Below are 16101 nucleotides of genomic sequence, written 5' to 3'. Positions count from 1 at the left end.
CTTGTCGTGGCCGTCCTCCTCGCGCTGTGCGTCGGTACGCTGGCAACTGCATCAGGCAGACCGGCCGACGATGTCGGATCGCGCGTCGACACCTACCTCGATCGCGTGGCCGACGAGCAGTCGATCCCGGGTATGGCCGTTGCCGTCATCGACGGCGAGGCGCCGCCTGTCCACCACTTCCGCGGGTACGACGGAGAAGGGCGCGCCGTCGATGCGCGAACGCCCTTCCTCATCGGGTCGGTGGCCAAGTCGATGACCGCGGCAATCGTGGCGAAGCAGGTACGGGCGGGATTGTTGCGGTGGTCCGACCGCGTCGGTGATCACCTGCCGTGGTCGGCGGCCGCTGACGCGACGACAGAACAGTTGCTCACGCACACCGCCGGTTTCACGGCGTCCGATGGATTGGCCGTGTCGGAGCGGTTCGACAACTCCGCCGGCGCGATCGACCGTGCAGCGCGGGATCTACACCGTTCGGGTCGCCCCGGGGTCTACCGATACAGCGACGCCAACTACCTGATGCTCGGTGCCCTGATCGAGAAGGTCACCGGTCGACCGTATGCCGACGTCCTGCGCTCGGATCTGCTGGATCCGCTCGGCATGGCACACACATCGGCCGCGTCGGCCGATGTCCGCGATCTGCCTGCAGGACATCGGTTCTGGTGGGGGCAGCCGGTCCGGTACGACCCCGGCTTCGACGAATCAGGAGCGCCGTACGGCTACATCGCGTCGACGATCGAGGACATGGTCGTCTACGCGCAGGCGCAGATGGGACGAGCTCCCGACGTTCTCGATGCCACGATGCTGGCCGACCTCCATCGTCCGCGTGTTCGGTCGGGCGACGACCGGTACGGGTTCGGTTGGCGTGTCGCTGATTCCGACGGACGCCGGGTGGTGCACCACACGGGGGCGACGCCCGGCTACTTCGCGCACGTGATGCTCAGGTCCGACGGGAACGGTGTCGTCGTGCTCGCGAATGCGTACAGCGAGGCTCGCGCCCCGGCCCTCGCTGCTGTGGCCGGTGATCTCCTCGCCATCACCGACGGACAGCGACGTGAGCCCGGGTCCGGCGACGCCGCGCTCGGGCTGCTGCCATGGGCTCTGGCGGCTGCGGTGGGAATCGGACTGCTGGCCACGGTTCTCGCGTGGCGTCGCGTTCGTCGCCGCGGGATCCGCATCGCCTGCGCCGTCGCATCGCTCGGTGTCGTCGCGGCCGTGGTGATGGGACCCTGGCTCCTCGGAGCGTCAGCGCGACAGCTGTGGATCTGGGCGCCGGACGCGGCGGTCGGTCTCGTCGCGACCGCAGTGTCGTGGGCAGCCCTGGCTGCGACCCTGGTCGGGCGTAGACGCCCCGGATGGATTACGTGGCAGTGGGTGCGGGTGCGTCCTCGCGCTGCGGCTCGCGACTGAGCCGCCCCGCCCACCAGGCGCACATCATGAGCTGCACCTGGTGGAACACCAACAGCGGCAGCACGATCAGGCCCACCTGCGAGTCGGAGAACAGCACGGCGGCAATGGGCAGGCCGGTGGCGAGACTCTTCTTGGTGCCGCAGAACTGGATCGCGATCTCGTCGGCACGGTCGAAGCGCATCAGGCGCGCTACCCGCGAGGTGAGCCACAGCAGGAAGCCCACCAACGCGACCGATCCCGCGATCAGCACCAGCACCTGCCACCACTGCACCGTCGACCAGATGTGCTGCTGCATGCCCTCGCTGAACGCGACGTAGACGACCAGCACGATCGACCCGCGGTCGACGAGCTTCGTCGGCTTGGCGTGTGCGGTGAGCCACGATCCGATGACCGGGCGCGCGAGCTGACCGACGATGAACGGCACGAGGATCTCGAGGACGATGGTCAGGAACGATCCGGGCGAGATGCTGACGCCGCCGGTGGTCGAGATGAGCGCCACCACGAGCAGCGGTGTGAGGACGACGCCGAGGAGATTCGACGCCGACGCGCTCACGATCGCGCCGGCCACGTTGCCCCGGGCGATGGAGGTGAACGCGATCGACGACTGCACCGTCGACGGCACGAGACACAGGAACAGCACACCGGTGTACAGGTCGTCACCGAGTACGTGCGGAGCGATCGGTCGCAGCGCGAGCCCGATCAGCGGGAACAACACGAAGGTGAACGCCAGGATCGTGAGGTGCAGGCGCCAGTGGGTGAGTCCGGCCAGTGCCTCGCGCGGATGCATACGCGCGCCGTAGAGGAAGAACAGGAGCGCGATCGCGGCCACCACCACCCACGACATCACGTCGGCGAAGCCACCACCGGCGGGGAGGATCGAGGCGATCGCGACCGCGGCGAGGATCGCCAGGATGAAGCCGTCGATGTGCAGACGTGCGAGCACGATGGGTTACCCGGCGCGTCAGGAGGTGTGTGCCGAGGCGTCGGCGGAGGCGGCCGCGGCCGGGGCGCAGGAGCCCTGCAGCACGCAGCTGCCGCATCCGCCGGAGGTCCCGCACGACGACGACTCCTCGTCCCAGTCGGGCACCCGCGCGGCCGCGCGCAGTCCGTAGGAACTCGCCGCGCCCAGGATGACCAGCGCCGCCACCAGCGCGACCAGCGCGAACACCAGGCCGGTGACGCTGCCGGCGCCCAGGCCGAGCACCGCGCCGAGGGCGAGGATGACTCCCCCACCGATGAGTCCCGGTCCGGCGACGGCGTGCGCCGCGGCGAATGTCTCGTCGGTGCGCAGGGTGACCGGCGTGCGGATACCCACGAACCGGTTGCGCGGCAGGCGCCGGGTCACGCCGAGAACCCCGGACGTGACGAAGACGACCGCCAGGACGGCATCGACCACGGCGATGGTCAGGGCAGCTGCGTTCACGGTGTCGATTCTACGAGCACCTACCGCCCCCGACCGCATCGAGGTGACGCTTTACGCTGGTCAGGTGACTGAGTACCGCTACACCGCCCAGCTGGCCGGCGAGATCGAGGAGCGCTGGCAGGGGATCTGGAACGACCGCCGCACCTACGAGGCCCCGAACCCGGTGGGCCCGCTGGCCGGCGATCTGTCCGCCTTCGGCGCTCCGGACCGGTCGAACAAGCTCTTCGTCCAGGACATGTTCCCGTACCCGTCCGGCGCCGGCCTGCACGTCGGTCACCCGCTCGGGTTCATCGCCAGCGACGTCTACGCGCGCTTCCACCGCATGGACGGCGCCAACGTCCTGCACACGATGGGCTTCGATGCCTTCGGCCTGCCCGCCGAGCAGTACGCCGTGCAGACGGGTACGCATCCGCGGTCGACCACCGAGGCGAACGTCGAGCGCTACCTCGCCCAGATCCGTCGGTTGGGTCTCGGTCACGACGAGCGTCGCCGGGTCGCCACCACCGACGTCGATTTCTACCGCTGGACGCAGTGGATCTTCCTGCAGATCCACGACGCCTGGTACGACACCGACGCCGACCGTGCGCGCCGCATCCCCGAACTGGTCGCCGAGTTCGAGACAGGCGAGCGCGCACCGAAGAACGGTGAGGTCTGGGCCGAGCTCGACCGCCTCGGGCGTGCCGAGGTCCTCGACTCCTATCGCCTGGTCTACCAGTCCGATTCGGTGGTGAACTGGTGTCCCGGTCTGGGGACCGTGCTGGCCAACGAGGAGGTCACCGCCGACGGTCGCAGCGACCGCGGCAACTTCCCGGTGTTCCGGAAGCGTCTGCGGCAGTGGATGATGCGCATCACCGCCTACTCCGACCGTCTGATCGACGATCTCGAACTGCTCGACTGGCCCGACAAGGTCAAGGCGATGCAGCAGAACTGGATCGGGCGGTCGCGCGGCGCGCAGGTCGCCTTCGGTGTCCCCGGTGTGGCGAGTCCCATCGAGGTGTTCACGACCCGCCCCGACACCCTGTTCGGCGCCACGTACATGGTGCTGGCGCCCGAACACGCGCTCGTCGACGCGATCGTCGCCGACGCCTGGCCGGCCGATGTCGACGCCCGCTGGACCGGCGGCGCAGCCGATCCCGCGGCCGCCGTCGCGTCGTACCGCGCCGGAATCGCTGCGAAGTCCGATCTCGAACGGCAGGAGAGCAAGGAGAAGACCGGCGTCTTCACCGGCGCCTACGCCACGAATCCCGTGAACGGACAGCAGGTCCCGGTGTTCATCGCCGACTATGTGCTCATCGGGTACGGCACCGGCGCCATCATGGCGGTGCCCGCCCACGACGGGCGCGACCACGAGTTCGCGACCGCTTTCGGCCTTCCCATCGTCGAGGTGATCGGGTCCGAGCAGGGCGTCGCCGACGCGGCGTACACCGGCGACGGACCGATCGTGAACTCGGACTTCCTCGAGGGTATGCGCGTCGACGAGGCGAAGACGGCGATCATCGACTGGCTCGAGGCCCGGGGCGCGGGAACGGGGACCGTGCAGTACAAACTGCGCGACTGGCTGTTCGCACGCCAGAGATACTGGGGTGAGCCGTTTCCCATCGTCTACGGCGCGGACGGGACCGCGCATGCCATCCCGGAGTCGGACCTGCCGGTGGAGCTTCCCGAGGTCGACGATTTCGCGCCGGTGTCGTTCGACCCCGACGACGCCGACAGCGTGCCCTCGCCCCCGTTGGCCAAGGCCACCGACTGGGTGAACGTCGAACTCGATCTCGGCGACGGGCTGCAGCACTACACCCGCGACACCAACGTCATGCCGCAGTGGGCCGGCAGCTCCTGGTACCAGCTGCGCTACATCGACCCCACCAACGACGAGACCCTCTGCGCGCCCGAGAACGAGCAGTACTGGATGGGCCCGCGCCCGGATCTCCACGGCCCGAACGACCCCGGCGGTCTCGACCTCTACATCGGCGGCGTGGAACACGCTGTCCTGCATCTGCTGTACTCGCGGTTCTGGCACAAGGTGCTGTTCGACCTCGGCCACGTCAGCTCGAAGGAGCCCTACCGCAAGCTCTACAACCAGGGCATGATCCAGGCCTTCGCCTACACCGACGCCCGCGGCATCTACGTGCCCGCCGACGAGGTCGTCGAACGCGACGGTGGCTTCTTCCTCGGTGACGCACCGGTGAACCGCGAGTACGGGAAGATGGGGAAGTCGCTCAAGAACTCCGTTGCGCCCGATGACATCTGCCGCGACTACGGCGCCGACACCCTGCGCGTCTACGAGCTCTCGATGGGTCCGCTCGACCAGTCGCGTCCGTGGGCGACCAAGGATGTCGTCGGTGCGCAGCGTTTCCTGCAGCGTGTGTGGCGCCTGGTGATCGACGAGGAGACCGGTGCGGTCCGCGTCACCGACGCCACGCCGGGCGAGGACACCCAGAAGCTGTTGCACCGCACCATCGCCGGAGCACGTGACGACTACGCGGCGCTGCGGGACAACACCGCGGTCGCGAAGCTCATCGAGCTCACCAACCACCTCACGAAGGTGTACGCCGACGGCGCCCCGCGCGACGTCGTGGAGCCGCTGTTGCTGATGCTGGCACCGGTGGCACCGCACATCGCCGAGGAACTGTGGTCGAGGCTCGGCCACCCGGATCCGCTGGCCCGCGGTCCCTTCCCCGTCGCCGACGAGAGCCTTCTGGTCGAGAACACCGTGGAGATCCCGATCCAGGTGAAGGGCAAGGTGCGCAGCCGCATCACGATCGCGGTCGACGCCGACGAGGCGTCGGTGACGGCGCTCGCCCTCGCCGACGAGAAGATCGCGCCGCTGCTCGACGGTGAGCCCCGGAAGGTGATCTTCGTGCCGGGCAAGATGATCAACATCGTCCCGTAGGACATCCGGTGAGCGGATCGGCGCGGGTCGCCACGGCATCGACGCCGAGGTTCGTGCTGATCCTCATCGGCGTGGGCGGTTTCCTCGACGCGTACACCTACCTCACCCGCGGCGGCGTGTTCGCGAACACCCAGACCGGCAACGTGATCCTGCTCGCGACGTCCGGGGCGGCGGGGGAGTGGCATCGTGCCGTCGCCCACCTGTGGTCGATCCTGGCCTTCGTGATCGGCGTCCTCGTCGCCACGGTCCTGCGCACCTGGTGGCGCGACGCCACGAGCGCCGCACTCCTGGTGTCGGTCACCTCCGCGCAGGCACTCGTGCTCGGAGTGGTGGCCGCCGTGCCCGCCGAATGGCCGAATGTCGTGGTGACGGTGCCGATCGCGTTCGTGGCGGCCATGCAGATGGAACTGTTCCGCACCATCGGCGGGATGCCCATCATCACCATCGCGACCACGGGCAACCTGATGCGCTTCGTCGAGTCGGTACACGCTCTGCTGACGCAGCGCGACGCCGAGAGTCGCCGCCGGTGCGCTCTCTACAGCGCGGTGGTGGCGGCGTTCGCCGGGGGAGCGGTGGTCGGCGCGATCGTCTCGCGTTGGCTGGGCACGCCGGCGGTGGCCGTCTGCGCGGTCGCGATGATCGTCGTCGCACTCTTCGTGGTGCACGACGCCCGCCAGATCGACGCCGACGCCCCCGAACCGGAGGGGTGAGAACTCACTTTCGCGGCAACGTCAGGACGAACGCCGCGGCGCGATCGGTCCAGTCGCCGAGCGCGTCGTCGTCGACGAGGCCCGGCGGGTCGATGCGGAGCCATCCGCGAGCGGGCTTGCCCGACATGATCATCGGTCCGACGTGGTCGCGGGCCATCAGAGCGTCGGCGTCGGCCGGATCGACCCGCACCATCAGGCCCTGCTGCTTGCTGAGGATGACCACGGCCATGTGACCGTCGACGAGGAACGCGAGGCCGCCGAACATCCGCTTCTCGGTGAGGTGCGGCTCGGTCTCCATCGCGTCGCGGATGCGATCGGCGAGGTCCTCGTCGTAGGCCATGGTCTGCGCTCCAGGGCGTCTCAGTGCGTGGCGACGGCCGCGGGGTCGGATTCGATGTGGCGGTGCGACAACTCGCGCAGAGCGCGGAACACCCGACGCGACGACTCGGCCCACGGCATGAGGATCGGGAACACGTGGAACATGCCCTTCTCCTCCATCGCGTACACGGTGACACCCGCGGCCGAGAGGCTCTCGGCGAACTTCCGGATGCCGTCGCGGAACATCTCGTCGGCCCCCCAACAGACGAAGGTCGGTGGGAACCAGGTGGGGTCGGGCTTGGCGTAGATCGCCGACACGCGTTCGTCGTTGGGCTGAACACCCTGCAGGTACGGACTGACCGGCACGTTCCACGGCAGGATGTCGAGCTGGGCGTTGGCGGTGATCGACGGGTGATTGAGGTCCAGGTCGACCTCGGGCGAGAACAGCATCACCGCAGCGGGTTTCGCCAGTCCGTGGTCGTGCAGATACGACACCAAGGAGGTGGCGAGGCCGCCACCTCCGGAGTCGCCGGCGATCACGATGTGCTCGGCGTCGATCCCACGCTCGAGCAGACCGCGGTAGGCGTCGGCGGCGTCGTGCACGCCCGCGGGGAACGGGAACTCCGGTGCCATGCGGTAATCGGCGATGAACACCTCGTAGCCGGTGATGTTGACCAGCGATGCGGCGAAGGCCGAGTACATGATCGGCGACGTGCCGATGTACCCGCCGCCGTGGAGGTAGAGGACCGTGGCGGTGATCGTCTCCTTGTCCTCGCTGTCGTCGACGTAGTCGTCGGAGCTGGCCTTGGCGCGGCACCAGATGCCCTCGATACCGCCGACCGTGTCGTCGGTGAGCTCGACACCGTCGGTGAGGCTGATGAACGGCGGCATCACCACGCGGCAGATGTCGTCGAGGATCTTCTCCATCGACCGGAACTCCTCGATCGGCAATGCCATCGAGTAGCCCATGAACGACCGGATGGTCTGCCGCGTCACCGATTGACCGATGTTGTCGAGCAGCCCGCCCGGTCCCTCCCAGAACCGCCGGAACGGGACCCGGGCGAGGCCGTTGAGCATGCTCTCGGCCAACCCGACCATCGCCAACGCGGTCACCGGGGCCGATGCCGTCTGCACTTCGGGACGATCCGCCATCACCATGGGGCTCATCCTAGGGAAGCCACCGACAGTACAGCCAACCCTGTATCGTCAGCCGCCATGACCACCGCGCTGCGTCACGACGCCCTCGCCCGATTCGGATATGCGCTGTCCGACGCCACCCGCACCCAGATCCTGATGCGGCTCGCCGACGCACCGGGCTATCCATCGGATCTGGCGGTCGAGATCGGGGTGTCGCGACAGATCCTCTCGAACCACCTCGCGTGCCTGCGCGGCTGTGGACTCGTGGTCGCGACGCCGGAGGGCCGGCGTACGCGCTACGAGCTGGCCGACGCCCGTATCGGCCGTGCCCTGCACGACCTGGTCGGCGTCGTGCTCGCGGTCGATCCGGCGTGCTGCCCCGGTTCCGACGCGCACGGGTGCTGCTGATGGGGACCGGGACCGAGACGGTGACGCTGCCGGATCGGCGGACGGTGTTGTCGCGGCGGATCCGGTGGTTCGTCGCGATCACCATCACCTACAACGTGATCGAGGCCGTCGTCGCGCTCGTCGAGGGCACGCGGGTGTCGTCGACGGCGTTGATCGGCTTCGGCCTGGACTCGGTGATCGAGGTGTCCTCGGCGGCTGCGGTGGCATGGCAGTTCGCCGGTCGGGATCCCGAGGCGCGGGAGAAGATCGCGCTGCGCATCATCGCGGTGTCGTTCTTCGCCCTCGCCGCCTATGTCGCCGTCGATGCCGTTCGCGGGCTCCTCGGTGCGGCCGACGCCCGGCACTCGGTGGTCGGGATCGTCCTGACCGCTCTCAGCCTGGCGATCATGCCGGTGCTGTCGTACGCCCAGCGGCGGGCGGGCCGCGAACTGGGTTCGGCGTCGGCGGTGGCCGACTCGAAGCAGACGCTGCTGTGCACCTACCTGTCGGCGGTCGTGCTGGTGGGTCTGGTGCTCAACTCGACGCTGGGATGGTCGTGGGCCGATCCGATCGCGGCACTCGTGATCGCCGCCATCGCGGTACGCGAGGGCCTGAACGCGTGGAGAGGCGATGCGTGTTGCGCCCCGCTGATACCCGGTCGCCCCATGACATCGGATCGCGCCTGCGACTGCTGCGACTGAGGCTTGCGCCGGGATGTCGCGGTTGATTAGCCTGACTCCAACGAACTAGAGTCAGGAGGTGGCCATGACGAATGTGGCCGATGCAGTGGTTCTGGTGACCGGGGGTCGCCGTGGCCTGGGGGCGGCACTTGTCGACGAGGTGCTCGCGCGCGGCGCTCGAGCCGTCTACTCGACGGCACGCACCGAGTTCGCCGACGATCGACCTGCCGTCACGACCGCTGCACTCGACGTCCGCTCGCAGGATTCCGTCGAGGCACTCGCGGCGAGGGCAACCGATGTCGACATCGTCATCAACAACGCCGGCGTACTCGTCCCCGCGCCCCTGCTCAGCGGCGAGTTCTCCGACATCACGGACACCTTCGACGTCAACGCCTTCGGCCCGCTCCGCGTCACGCGGGCGTTCGCCCCGATCCTCGCGCAGAACGGTGGCGGTGCCGTCGTCACCATCCACTCGGTGCTCTCCTGGCTCGCGGGCAGCGGCGCCTACGGCGCATCGAAGGCCGCGATCTGGTCGGTGACCAACTCGCTGCGTACCGAATTGGCCGCCCAGGGCACCCAGGTGCTCGGGGTCCACGCGGGGTTCATCGACACCGAGATGGTCGCCGACATCCCGATGGAGAAGACGTCGCCGGCGATCGTGGCGAGCCGGATCCTCGACGGCCTGGAGGCGGGGGAGCGAGAGGTGCTGGCCGACGACATCACCGTGGCCGTCAAATCGATGCTGTCCGGACCGGTCGACGACCTCGTCTTCAGCGCTGACCACTGAAGCCGACACCCGAGGAGGAGAGATCTCATGCCGCTGTGGACCATTCACCACTCGCCGGGCATCTTCACCGACGAGGACAAACATGCTCTGGCCGAACAGATCACCGATCGCTACGAGAAGGTGGGCCTTCCCCGCTTCTATGTCGTGGTGATCTTCCGGGAGGTCGGTGCCGGCGACAACTTCGTCGGCGGGGCATCCGCACCGAAGACCGCACGGATCGAGATCGCCCACATCGCACGACATCTCCCCGATTCGGCGAGCCGCCGACGCACCGCCCGGTGGGTCGGCGACGTGCTCTCCCCCTATCTCGATCGCGACGAGATCCACTGGGAGTTCCACATCGACGAGACCAGCGAGGAGTTGTGGATGATCAACGGCCTCGTCCCGCCCCCGGCGCGATCGGAGGCGGAGAAGGCGTGGGCCGCGAACGGTCGTTCCGCGCCCTACTGACCGACGAGCGAGCGACCGACGCCCCACCGTGTGGTGGGGCGCCGGCCGATCGGTGGCTCAGGCCGCTGCGGTCACGTCGGCGGTGGAGTCCTCCAGTGCGGCGAGGATGATGTCGGCGACATCGGTCATCGGTCGGACGTCGACCGCGTCGAGCACCTCGGCGGGCACGTCGTCGAGATCGGGTTCGTTCCGGATCGGGACGAACACCGTTGTGAGACCGGCCCGCTGGGCCGCGAGCAGCTTCTGCTTCAGCCCACCGATCGGCAGCACGCGGCCGTTCAGCGTGACCTCGCCGGTCATCCCGACCTCGGCGCGAACGCGACGGCCGGTGGCCATCGACACCAGCGCCGTCACCATCGTCACGCCTGCCGACGGTCCGTCCTTGGGGGTGGCACCCGCTGGGACGTGGATGTGGATCTTGCGATCCAACGCCGCCGGGTCCACGCCGAGTTCGGTGGCGTGGGAGCGAACGTAGGACAGTGCGATCTGCGCCGACTCCTTCATCACGTCACCGAGCTGCCCCGTGAGGGTCAGACCCGCGTCACCGACGGTCGACGACGCCTCGATGAACAGGACGTCACCACCCATGCCGGTGACCGCGAGACCCGTTGCCACACCGGGCACGGCCGTGCGCTCCTCCGACTCCGGGGTGAACCGGGGCCGGCCGAGGTAGTCGACCAGATCGGGCTCGTCGATGACCAACGCGGTGTCGTCGCCGGCCAGTTTCGTGGTCGCCTTGCGCATCGCCTTGGCCAGGAACCGCTCGAACTGACGCACGCCCGGTTCACGGGTGTAGTCGGCCGCGATCTTATGCAACGCCTCGTCTGTCACGGTGACCTCGTCGGCGGTCAGTGCGGCGCGGTCGCGTTGGCGGGGGAGCAGGTAGTCCCGCGCGATGGCGACCTTGTCGTCCTCGGTGTAGCCGTCGAGGGTGACGAGTTCCATCCGGTCGATCAATGCCGACGGAATCTGTTCCACCACATTGGCCGTCGCGAGGAACACGACGTCGGACAGGTCGAGGTCCAGATCGAGGTAGTGATCACGGAACGTGTGGTTCTGCGCCGGATCGAGCACCTCGAGCAGGGCCGCGGCTGGGTCGCCGCGCTGGTCGGAGCCCACCTTGTCGATCTCGTCGAGCAGCACGACCGGGTTCATCGACCCGGCCTCGCCGATCGCACGCACGATGCGTCCGGGCAGGGCACCGACGTAGGTCCGACGGTGACCACGGATCTCGGCCTCGTCACGCACGCCGCCGAGGGCGACGCGGACGAACTTGCGACCCAGGGCCCGGGCGACGGATTCGCCGAGCGAGGTCTTGCCGACGCCGGGAGGGCCCGCGAGCAACATGACCGCGCCGGAACCGCGTCCGCCGACGACCTGCAGACCGCGCTCGGCGCGACGCGCACGCACCGCGAGGTACTCGACGATGCGGTCCTTCACGTCCTCGAGTCCGTGGTGGTCGGCGTCGAGGATCTCGCGCGCCGAGGCGATATCGGTCGAATCGGTCGTGGTGGTGTCCCACGGCAGGTCGAGGACGGTGTCCAACCAGGTTCGCAGGTAACCACTCTCGGGCGACTGCTCGCTCGAGCGCTCGAGTTTGCCGACCTCGCGGAGGGCAGCCTCGCGCACGTTGTCGGGCAGCGTCGCCGCCTCGATGCGTGCGCGGTAGTCGTCGGAACCGTCCGGCTCGCCCTCGCCGAGCTCCTTGCGGATGGCGGCGAGCTGCTGACGCAGCAGGAACTCCTTCTGTGTCTTCTCCATGCCGTCGCGGACGTCGCCGGCGATCTTGTCGTTCACCTCCACCTCGGCCAGGTGATCGGTGGTCCAGGTGATCAGGGTGCGCAACCGCTCCACGACATCGGGTGTCTCGAGCAGTTGTCGCTTCTGCACGTCGGTGAGGTACGAGGCGTAACCGGCCGTGTCGGCCAGGGCCGAGGGGTCGGTCAGCTTGTTCACCGAGTCGATGACCTGCCACGCCTCACGGCGCTGCAGCATCGCCAGGACGAGCTTCTTGTACTCGGCCGCGAGTTCGCGGGTCTCGTCGGTGACGGTCGGTTCGGCGGCCTCGTCGACCTCGACCCACAGCGCGGCACCCGGGCCGGTGGTGCCCGACCCGATGTGCGCCCGCTTCTCGCCCTTCACCACGGCGGCGTGTTGTCCACCGCCGAGGCGTCCGACCTGCACGATCGACGCGATCACGCCGTAGGAGGGGTAGCGGTCGTCGAGCCGAGGCGCGACCAGGAGCTTCTGCGAATCGGTGGCCTGCGCGGCATCGACCGCCGCGCGGGCGGCGTCATCGAGCTCGATGGGGACCACCATGCCGGGCAGCAGGATGGGATCGGTCAGGAACAGGACTGGCAAGCGGGTGTCGCTCATTCTTCCTCCAGGGTTAAGTCTGACTCGCTCAACTGGTCGGAGGGGTTGATCTGTTCCCGCTCAAGTCCGGTGTTCGTTGTGGGCGAAACCGGGTCGCGCGGAGATCGTCCCTCCACGGACCTGCCTCGGGTCATATGCCCGAGGTGACGCTGTAAGCGGACGATCTCAGTCACCGAGCGTCGTGCTGATCGCGGTCGGGGGCATGTCGGTGCGCGCGGCGATGTCGACGCGACGGGTGCCGCACTCGTCGCAGCGGACGTAGAGGACGGTCCCGTCGCTGGTGCGGTGTGCGGACTCGATGAGCCAGGCGTGTTCGTGGGTCTGCAGGGTCGGGCTGAGGGTCGAGTTCTCGGTCGAAGAGGTGTGCATGCGTCCACTGTGATGTCATGGTCTTGTGCATCTCAACCCTTACGGCGAGTACGCGGTGCTCCTGGCGGCCTCGTTGGCCAACGACTGGCCCGAGGACTGCGCCGGGATCGAGGCTCGGGCGCGCGAGTTCGGGATGACGGGTCGATTCGAGACCCGCCCCGACGATCACGCGCGGACCCGCGAGGTGATCGACGAGTGGCTACGGATGGTCGATGCCTCCACCGAGGTCGAGCGGGCACGTCTGCTCAACGAGACGATGAGCGTCGCCGCGGCCTATCCGCGGTTGACCAACCACGACGACGAGGGATGGCACCTGCACTATCGCGACCGGAATCAGTCGCTCGCCCACGTCCTCACCGCGGTCATCTCGGTGGGGACGGCGCTGCACCTCACCACCCGCGGCATGCACCGTATCGGCCGGTGTGCCGCCGGCCTGCCCGGTGGCGGCGACTGCGAGATGGTCATCGTCGACGTCAGTCGGAACGGGACCCAGCGGTATTGCTCGGTGCGGTGCGCGAATCGTGCTGCGGTGCGCCGACATCGAGCCCGGACATCGTCGGTGCGGCGCTAGGAGCCGTCGCCGGAGATGATCGCGTCGATCTTCCACCGACCGGATCCGTCCGCCGAGACGTAGAAGGCGTCGCCGCGGGCGACGTCGGCGACGACGGCCGGGGTGCGGACGCGCACATCGACGAGGACGCGGGCGGCCGAGTCGGTGAGGGTGACCCGCGCGCACCACGCGTCGGTTCCCTGGGGCAGCGCGGCGATCCACCGTTGCAACTCGATGACGGTCGGGACGGGCGCGGTGTCGGCGATCGCCGCGCGAGCCGCCACCGGCGACCTGTCGGTGATGGCCGCCGCGAGGAAGGTCGCGACAGCGCCGGTCGGCGAGGTCGGATCCGCGCGCTCGTCGATCGTCGTCACCGCACCATCGGTGCCCGTGGTGCAGAACGGGATCTGCGGACCGTCCGCGGGAGCCGCGTTGTCCTGAGCATCCCCCGTCGAACCCGCGCCACTCGATCCGGACACGGTCGAACCCGACCCGCTCGACCCCGAGGACGTGGCGAGAACGACGGCGCCCGCGACGATTCCGGCCACGACGACCACCGCGCCGGCGATGAGCGCGACGCGACGCCGATTGCCACCTCGAGCCCGCCGCCTCCGCGAACCGCGTACGGCGATCTCCTCGAGTGTCGCCGACCAGTTCGACGACGGATCGGTGTTCATCGGCACCCAGGGTGGCGCCTCCGGCGACCCTCGCGGCGGTCCCGGATCAGCGGCGGTGAACCACGGGGGCTCGGGCGGTGTGACGCGGGGCGGGGGCGCCTCGGTCGGCCCGGGAGCCGACTGCCGTGCGAACGGATCGGTGTCGGGCTCCCCCGCAGGTGATACCGATGGGTCGTGAGGGTGGGGCTGATCGTCCGGTGGCAGTCGGGGATCGTCTGTCACTGATCCACCACGCCCGCGATCCGTACATCACCCGGAGGGCCCGTGACCGTTGCGCGCAGCCGATACTCGTTGGTTCCGCCGGCCGGGGGTTGATACGTGAGGGTGTACAACACCGTGTCGGGCCGAGTCTGGCGCATCCGCAAACAATAGGTCGTGCCGGGCGGGTAACCCCCGATTGCCTGCGAGATCAGGGACGGCGACGCCATGGCCGCGCCGGTCGCGACGGCGTCGGTCACCCGGGCGGTGTCGCGTCCCGTGATGACCGCCCAGTTGTAGTCGGCGACCACTGCCACCCCCGATTCGTGGCTGCCCTTGCCGTTGGTGACGGTCTCCCCGGGAGCGGCGGTGGTCGGGTCGCACCGCAGCGGGTCGATGGCGGGAATCGCTGCGGCCGAGGTCGATCCGGACGGCATGGTCACGACCGACGCGGTCGGCGAACCGCCGCCGCACGCGGTGAGACCCAGCATCAGCGCGGTGACGGCACACACCACCAGGCCACCCGGTCTCGCCCGGTGGCGAGAGGGTGGCCTGGTGGCGTGATCGCACGTCGTCACGTGGCTGTCACTGTCGGTGTCGGCCCCCGGTCGGCGCGCCGACGTACTGCGGGTAGGCGATCTCCAGGCCCGGGAACGCGCGCTGCGCCTCCTTGCCGAAGTTGATCACCGCGGCCGTCACCGAGTCACGGGCGGTCTGGGCGAACACCCCGGCTGCCTTGAACGGTGCGTCGGCGGCGTCGTGATCGATCCTGATCGGCACGTTCGCCGCGCCGATCTTCACGGTGCCGGTCACATCGCCGTTCTTGGCGACCACGTAGTCGACCTTGTCGCCACCGGGCAGGTTCGACCGGTCGAGGTGCAGCTCGTACTGGTTCGCATCGGGGTTCGGCGGAGCCGGCTTCGACTTCCGCGGATCCTCTTGCGTGGCCCCGCCCAGCGGTGCGTTCGGATCGGCACCCGGATCACCGGCACCGACCGCGTAACCGATGGCGCCGCCGATACCGCCACCGACGAGCGCGCCCAGGGCGGCGCCACCGGCACCGCCGGCGAGTGCACCCACGGCGGGGCCTGCGGCTAGGCCGATGAGAGCTCCGGGGCCCGCGAGAGCGCCTGCTGCAGCGGCGGATCCCGGTGGGCCTGCGGGGGCGCCCAGGACCAGACCGGTGATGGCGCCGGCAGCGGCACCGACACCCGCGCCGACGGGGAGGCCGATGATGGCACCTGCGGCGGCGGCCGGGATGCCAACTGCAAGTGCGCCTGCCGTGCCGCCGACGAGGATGCCGACAGTGGTCGAGGCGGCGGTACGTGCGGCCTGGTCCTTCGGGAATCCGATGGACTCGTAGTAGGTCGCGGTGCGTGCCTCGATGGTCGCGGCCTGGCCGTTGAGGTTGCGGGCGTCGGCGTCGGAGAGGAACGCGGGCTGCGGCGTACGGAAGTTACCGAGCTTGATGACGCCGGGCCGGGGCAGCACGGGGTTGACCGGCTTCGTCGGCTTGGGCGCGGTCAGCACCGGGGGGAGTGGGTTGTAGTTCCCCGAGTAGACCGGCGGCGTGTAACCGGGCGAGTCCTCGTAGATGACCGGCGCGTCAAAGGTCGGCGCCGGGATGATGCTGCGTCCCTGCACGGGCGGAGGCGTCGGCGCGGGCGGAGGGGGAGGCGGCGGTGTGGCGGGGGGGGGAACCCGCGGCCCCGCCGGCGGGCGGGGGGGGGGGTCGCCCGCGG

Annotated in this window: 17 protein-coding genes; 8 read left to right on the top strand and 9 right to left on the bottom strand. The window is 69.2% G+C overall.

The window, feature by feature from the left end:
• Positions 1 to 6 precede the first annotated feature (6 nt).
• Positions 7 to 1407, top strand: a complete 1401-nt coding sequence (locus TU34_RS21085; protein WP_052689143.1) for a serine hydrolase domain-containing protein — start codon at positions 7 to 9, stop codon at positions 1405 to 1407.
• Here TU34_RS21085 and TU34_RS21080 read toward each other — a convergent pair.
• The gene (locus TU34_RS21080) at positions 1358 to 2350 is read right to left on the bottom strand and encodes a bile acid:sodium symporter family protein (RefSeq protein ID WP_238981423.1); all 993 of its coding nucleotides are present in this window, start codon (positions 2348 to 2350) and stop codon (positions 1358 to 1360) included. The genes TU34_RS21085 and TU34_RS21080 overlap by 50 nt on opposite strands.
• 18 nt (positions 2351 to 2368) lie before the next feature.
• The gene (locus TU34_RS21075; RefSeq protein ID WP_052689141.1) at positions 2369 to 2830 is read right to left on the bottom strand and encodes an SdpI family protein; all 462 of its coding nucleotides are present in this window, start codon (positions 2828 to 2830) and stop codon (positions 2369 to 2371) included.
• A 64-nt stretch (positions 2831 to 2894) separates the two neighbouring features.
• Between TU34_RS21075 and leuS the strand changes: the two genes are divergently transcribed.
• Positions 2895 to 5720, top strand: coding sequence for a leucine--tRNA ligase (gene leuS / locus TU34_RS21070; protein ID WP_045824891.1), 2826 nt, complete (start codon positions 2895 to 2897; stop codon positions 5718 to 5720).
• Between the two features lie 8 nt (positions 5721 to 5728).
• On the top strand, positions 5729 to 6430 hold the full coding sequence (locus TU34_RS21065; protein WP_045824890.1) for a YoaK family protein: 702 nt from the start codon (positions 5729 to 5731) through the stop codon (positions 6428 to 6430).
• A gap of 4 nt (positions 6431 to 6434) precedes the next feature.
• On the opposite strand, the gene TU34_RS21060 is transcribed toward TU34_RS21065, so the two are convergent.
• Together TU34_RS21060 and TU34_RS21055 are read right to left on the bottom strand one after the other, a co-directional pair.
• On the bottom strand, positions 6435 to 6770 hold the full coding sequence (locus TU34_RS21060) for a TfoX/Sxy family protein (RefSeq protein WP_045824889.1): 336 nt from the start codon (positions 6768 to 6770) through the stop codon (positions 6435 to 6437).
• Between the two features lie 20 nt (positions 6771 to 6790).
• On the bottom strand, positions 6791 to 7906 hold the full coding sequence (locus TU34_RS21055; RefSeq protein ID WP_045824888.1) for an alpha/beta hydrolase: 1116 nt from the start codon (positions 7904 to 7906) through the stop codon (positions 6791 to 6793).
• A gap of 57 nt (positions 7907 to 7963) precedes the next feature.
• On the opposite strand from TU34_RS21055, the gene TU34_RS21050 reads away from it, so the two are divergent.
• The 4 genes from TU34_RS21050 to TU34_RS21035 all read left to right on the top strand — a co-directional run bounded on the left by TU34_RS21050 (position 7964) and on the right by TU34_RS21035 (position 10189).
• A complete protein-coding gene (locus TU34_RS21050) occupies positions 7964 to 8293 on the top strand; it encodes an ArsR/SmtB family transcription factor (protein WP_045824887.1) in 330 nt (109 codons plus the stop codon).
• Entirely contained in the window at positions 8293 to 8973 is a 681-nt protein-coding gene (locus TU34_RS21045) for a cation efflux transmembrane domain-containing protein (RefSeq protein WP_045824952.1), read from the top strand. The genes TU34_RS21050 and TU34_RS21045 overlap by 1 nt, the downstream gene beginning before the upstream one ends.
• Positions 8974 to 9037: 64 nt before the next feature.
• Positions 9038 to 9739 carry an SDR family oxidoreductase gene (locus TU34_RS21040; RefSeq protein WP_045824951.1) on the top strand — a complete coding sequence of 234 codons (702 nt, stop codon included), beginning with the start codon at positions 9038 to 9040 and terminating at the stop codon, positions 9737 to 9739.
• Between the two features lie 27 nt (positions 9740 to 9766).
• Positions 9767 to 10189, top strand: a complete 423-nt coding sequence (locus TU34_RS21035) for a tautomerase family protein (RefSeq protein WP_045824886.1) — start codon at positions 9767 to 9769, stop codon at positions 10187 to 10189.
• A 57-nt stretch (positions 10190 to 10246) separates the two neighbouring features.
• On the opposite strand, the gene lon is transcribed toward TU34_RS21035, so the two are convergent.
• Entirely contained in the window at positions 10247 to 12565 is a 2319-nt protein-coding gene (gene lon, locus TU34_RS21030) for an endopeptidase La (protein ID WP_045824885.1), read from the bottom strand.
• 165 nt (positions 12566 to 12730) lie between these two features.
• Positions 12731 to 12934 carry a hypothetical protein gene (locus TU34_RS21025; protein WP_045824884.1) on the bottom strand — a complete coding sequence of 68 codons (204 nt, stop codon included), beginning with the start codon at positions 12932 to 12934 and terminating at the stop codon, positions 12731 to 12733.
• 25 nt (positions 12935 to 12959) lie between these two features.
• Between TU34_RS21025 and TU34_RS21020 the strand changes: the two genes are divergently transcribed.
• A complete protein-coding gene (locus TU34_RS21020; protein WP_045824883.1) occupies positions 12960 to 13505 on the top strand; it encodes a CGNR zinc finger domain-containing protein in 546 nt (181 codons plus the stop codon).
• On the opposite strand, the gene TU34_RS21015 is transcribed toward TU34_RS21020, so the two are convergent.
• The 3 genes from TU34_RS21015 to TU34_RS21005 all read right to left on the bottom strand — a co-directional run bounded on the left by TU34_RS21015 (position 13502) and on the right by TU34_RS21005 (position 16003).
• Positions 13502 to 14161, bottom strand: a complete 660-nt coding sequence (locus tag TU34_RS21015; RefSeq protein WP_045824882.1) for a DUF8176 domain-containing protein — start codon at positions 14159 to 14161, stop codon at positions 13502 to 13504. The two genes, TU34_RS21020 and TU34_RS21015, sit on opposite strands and share 4 nt — an antisense overlap.
• A 218-nt stretch (positions 14162 to 14379) precedes the next feature.
• Positions 14380 to 14874, bottom strand: coding sequence for a DUF8176 domain-containing protein (locus TU34_RS21010; RefSeq protein WP_045824881.1), 495 nt, complete (start codon positions 14872 to 14874; stop codon positions 14380 to 14382).
• A gap of 70 nt (positions 14875 to 14944) precedes the next feature.
• The gene (locus TU34_RS21005) at positions 14945 to 16003 is read right to left on the bottom strand and encodes a hypothetical protein (protein ID WP_052689140.1); all 1059 of its coding nucleotides are present in this window, start codon (positions 16001 to 16003) and stop codon (positions 14945 to 14947) included.
• Between the last annotated feature and the right edge of the window lie 98 nt (positions 16004 to 16101).

Origin of the sequence: Williamsia herbipolensis (assembly GCF_000964005.1) — a bacterium.
Classification (GTDB): Bacteria; Actinomycetota; Actinomycetes; order Mycobacteriales; family Mycobacteriaceae; genus Williamsia_A; species Williamsia_A herbipolensis.
This window is presented reverse-complemented; position numbering and strand designations above follow the sequence as displayed.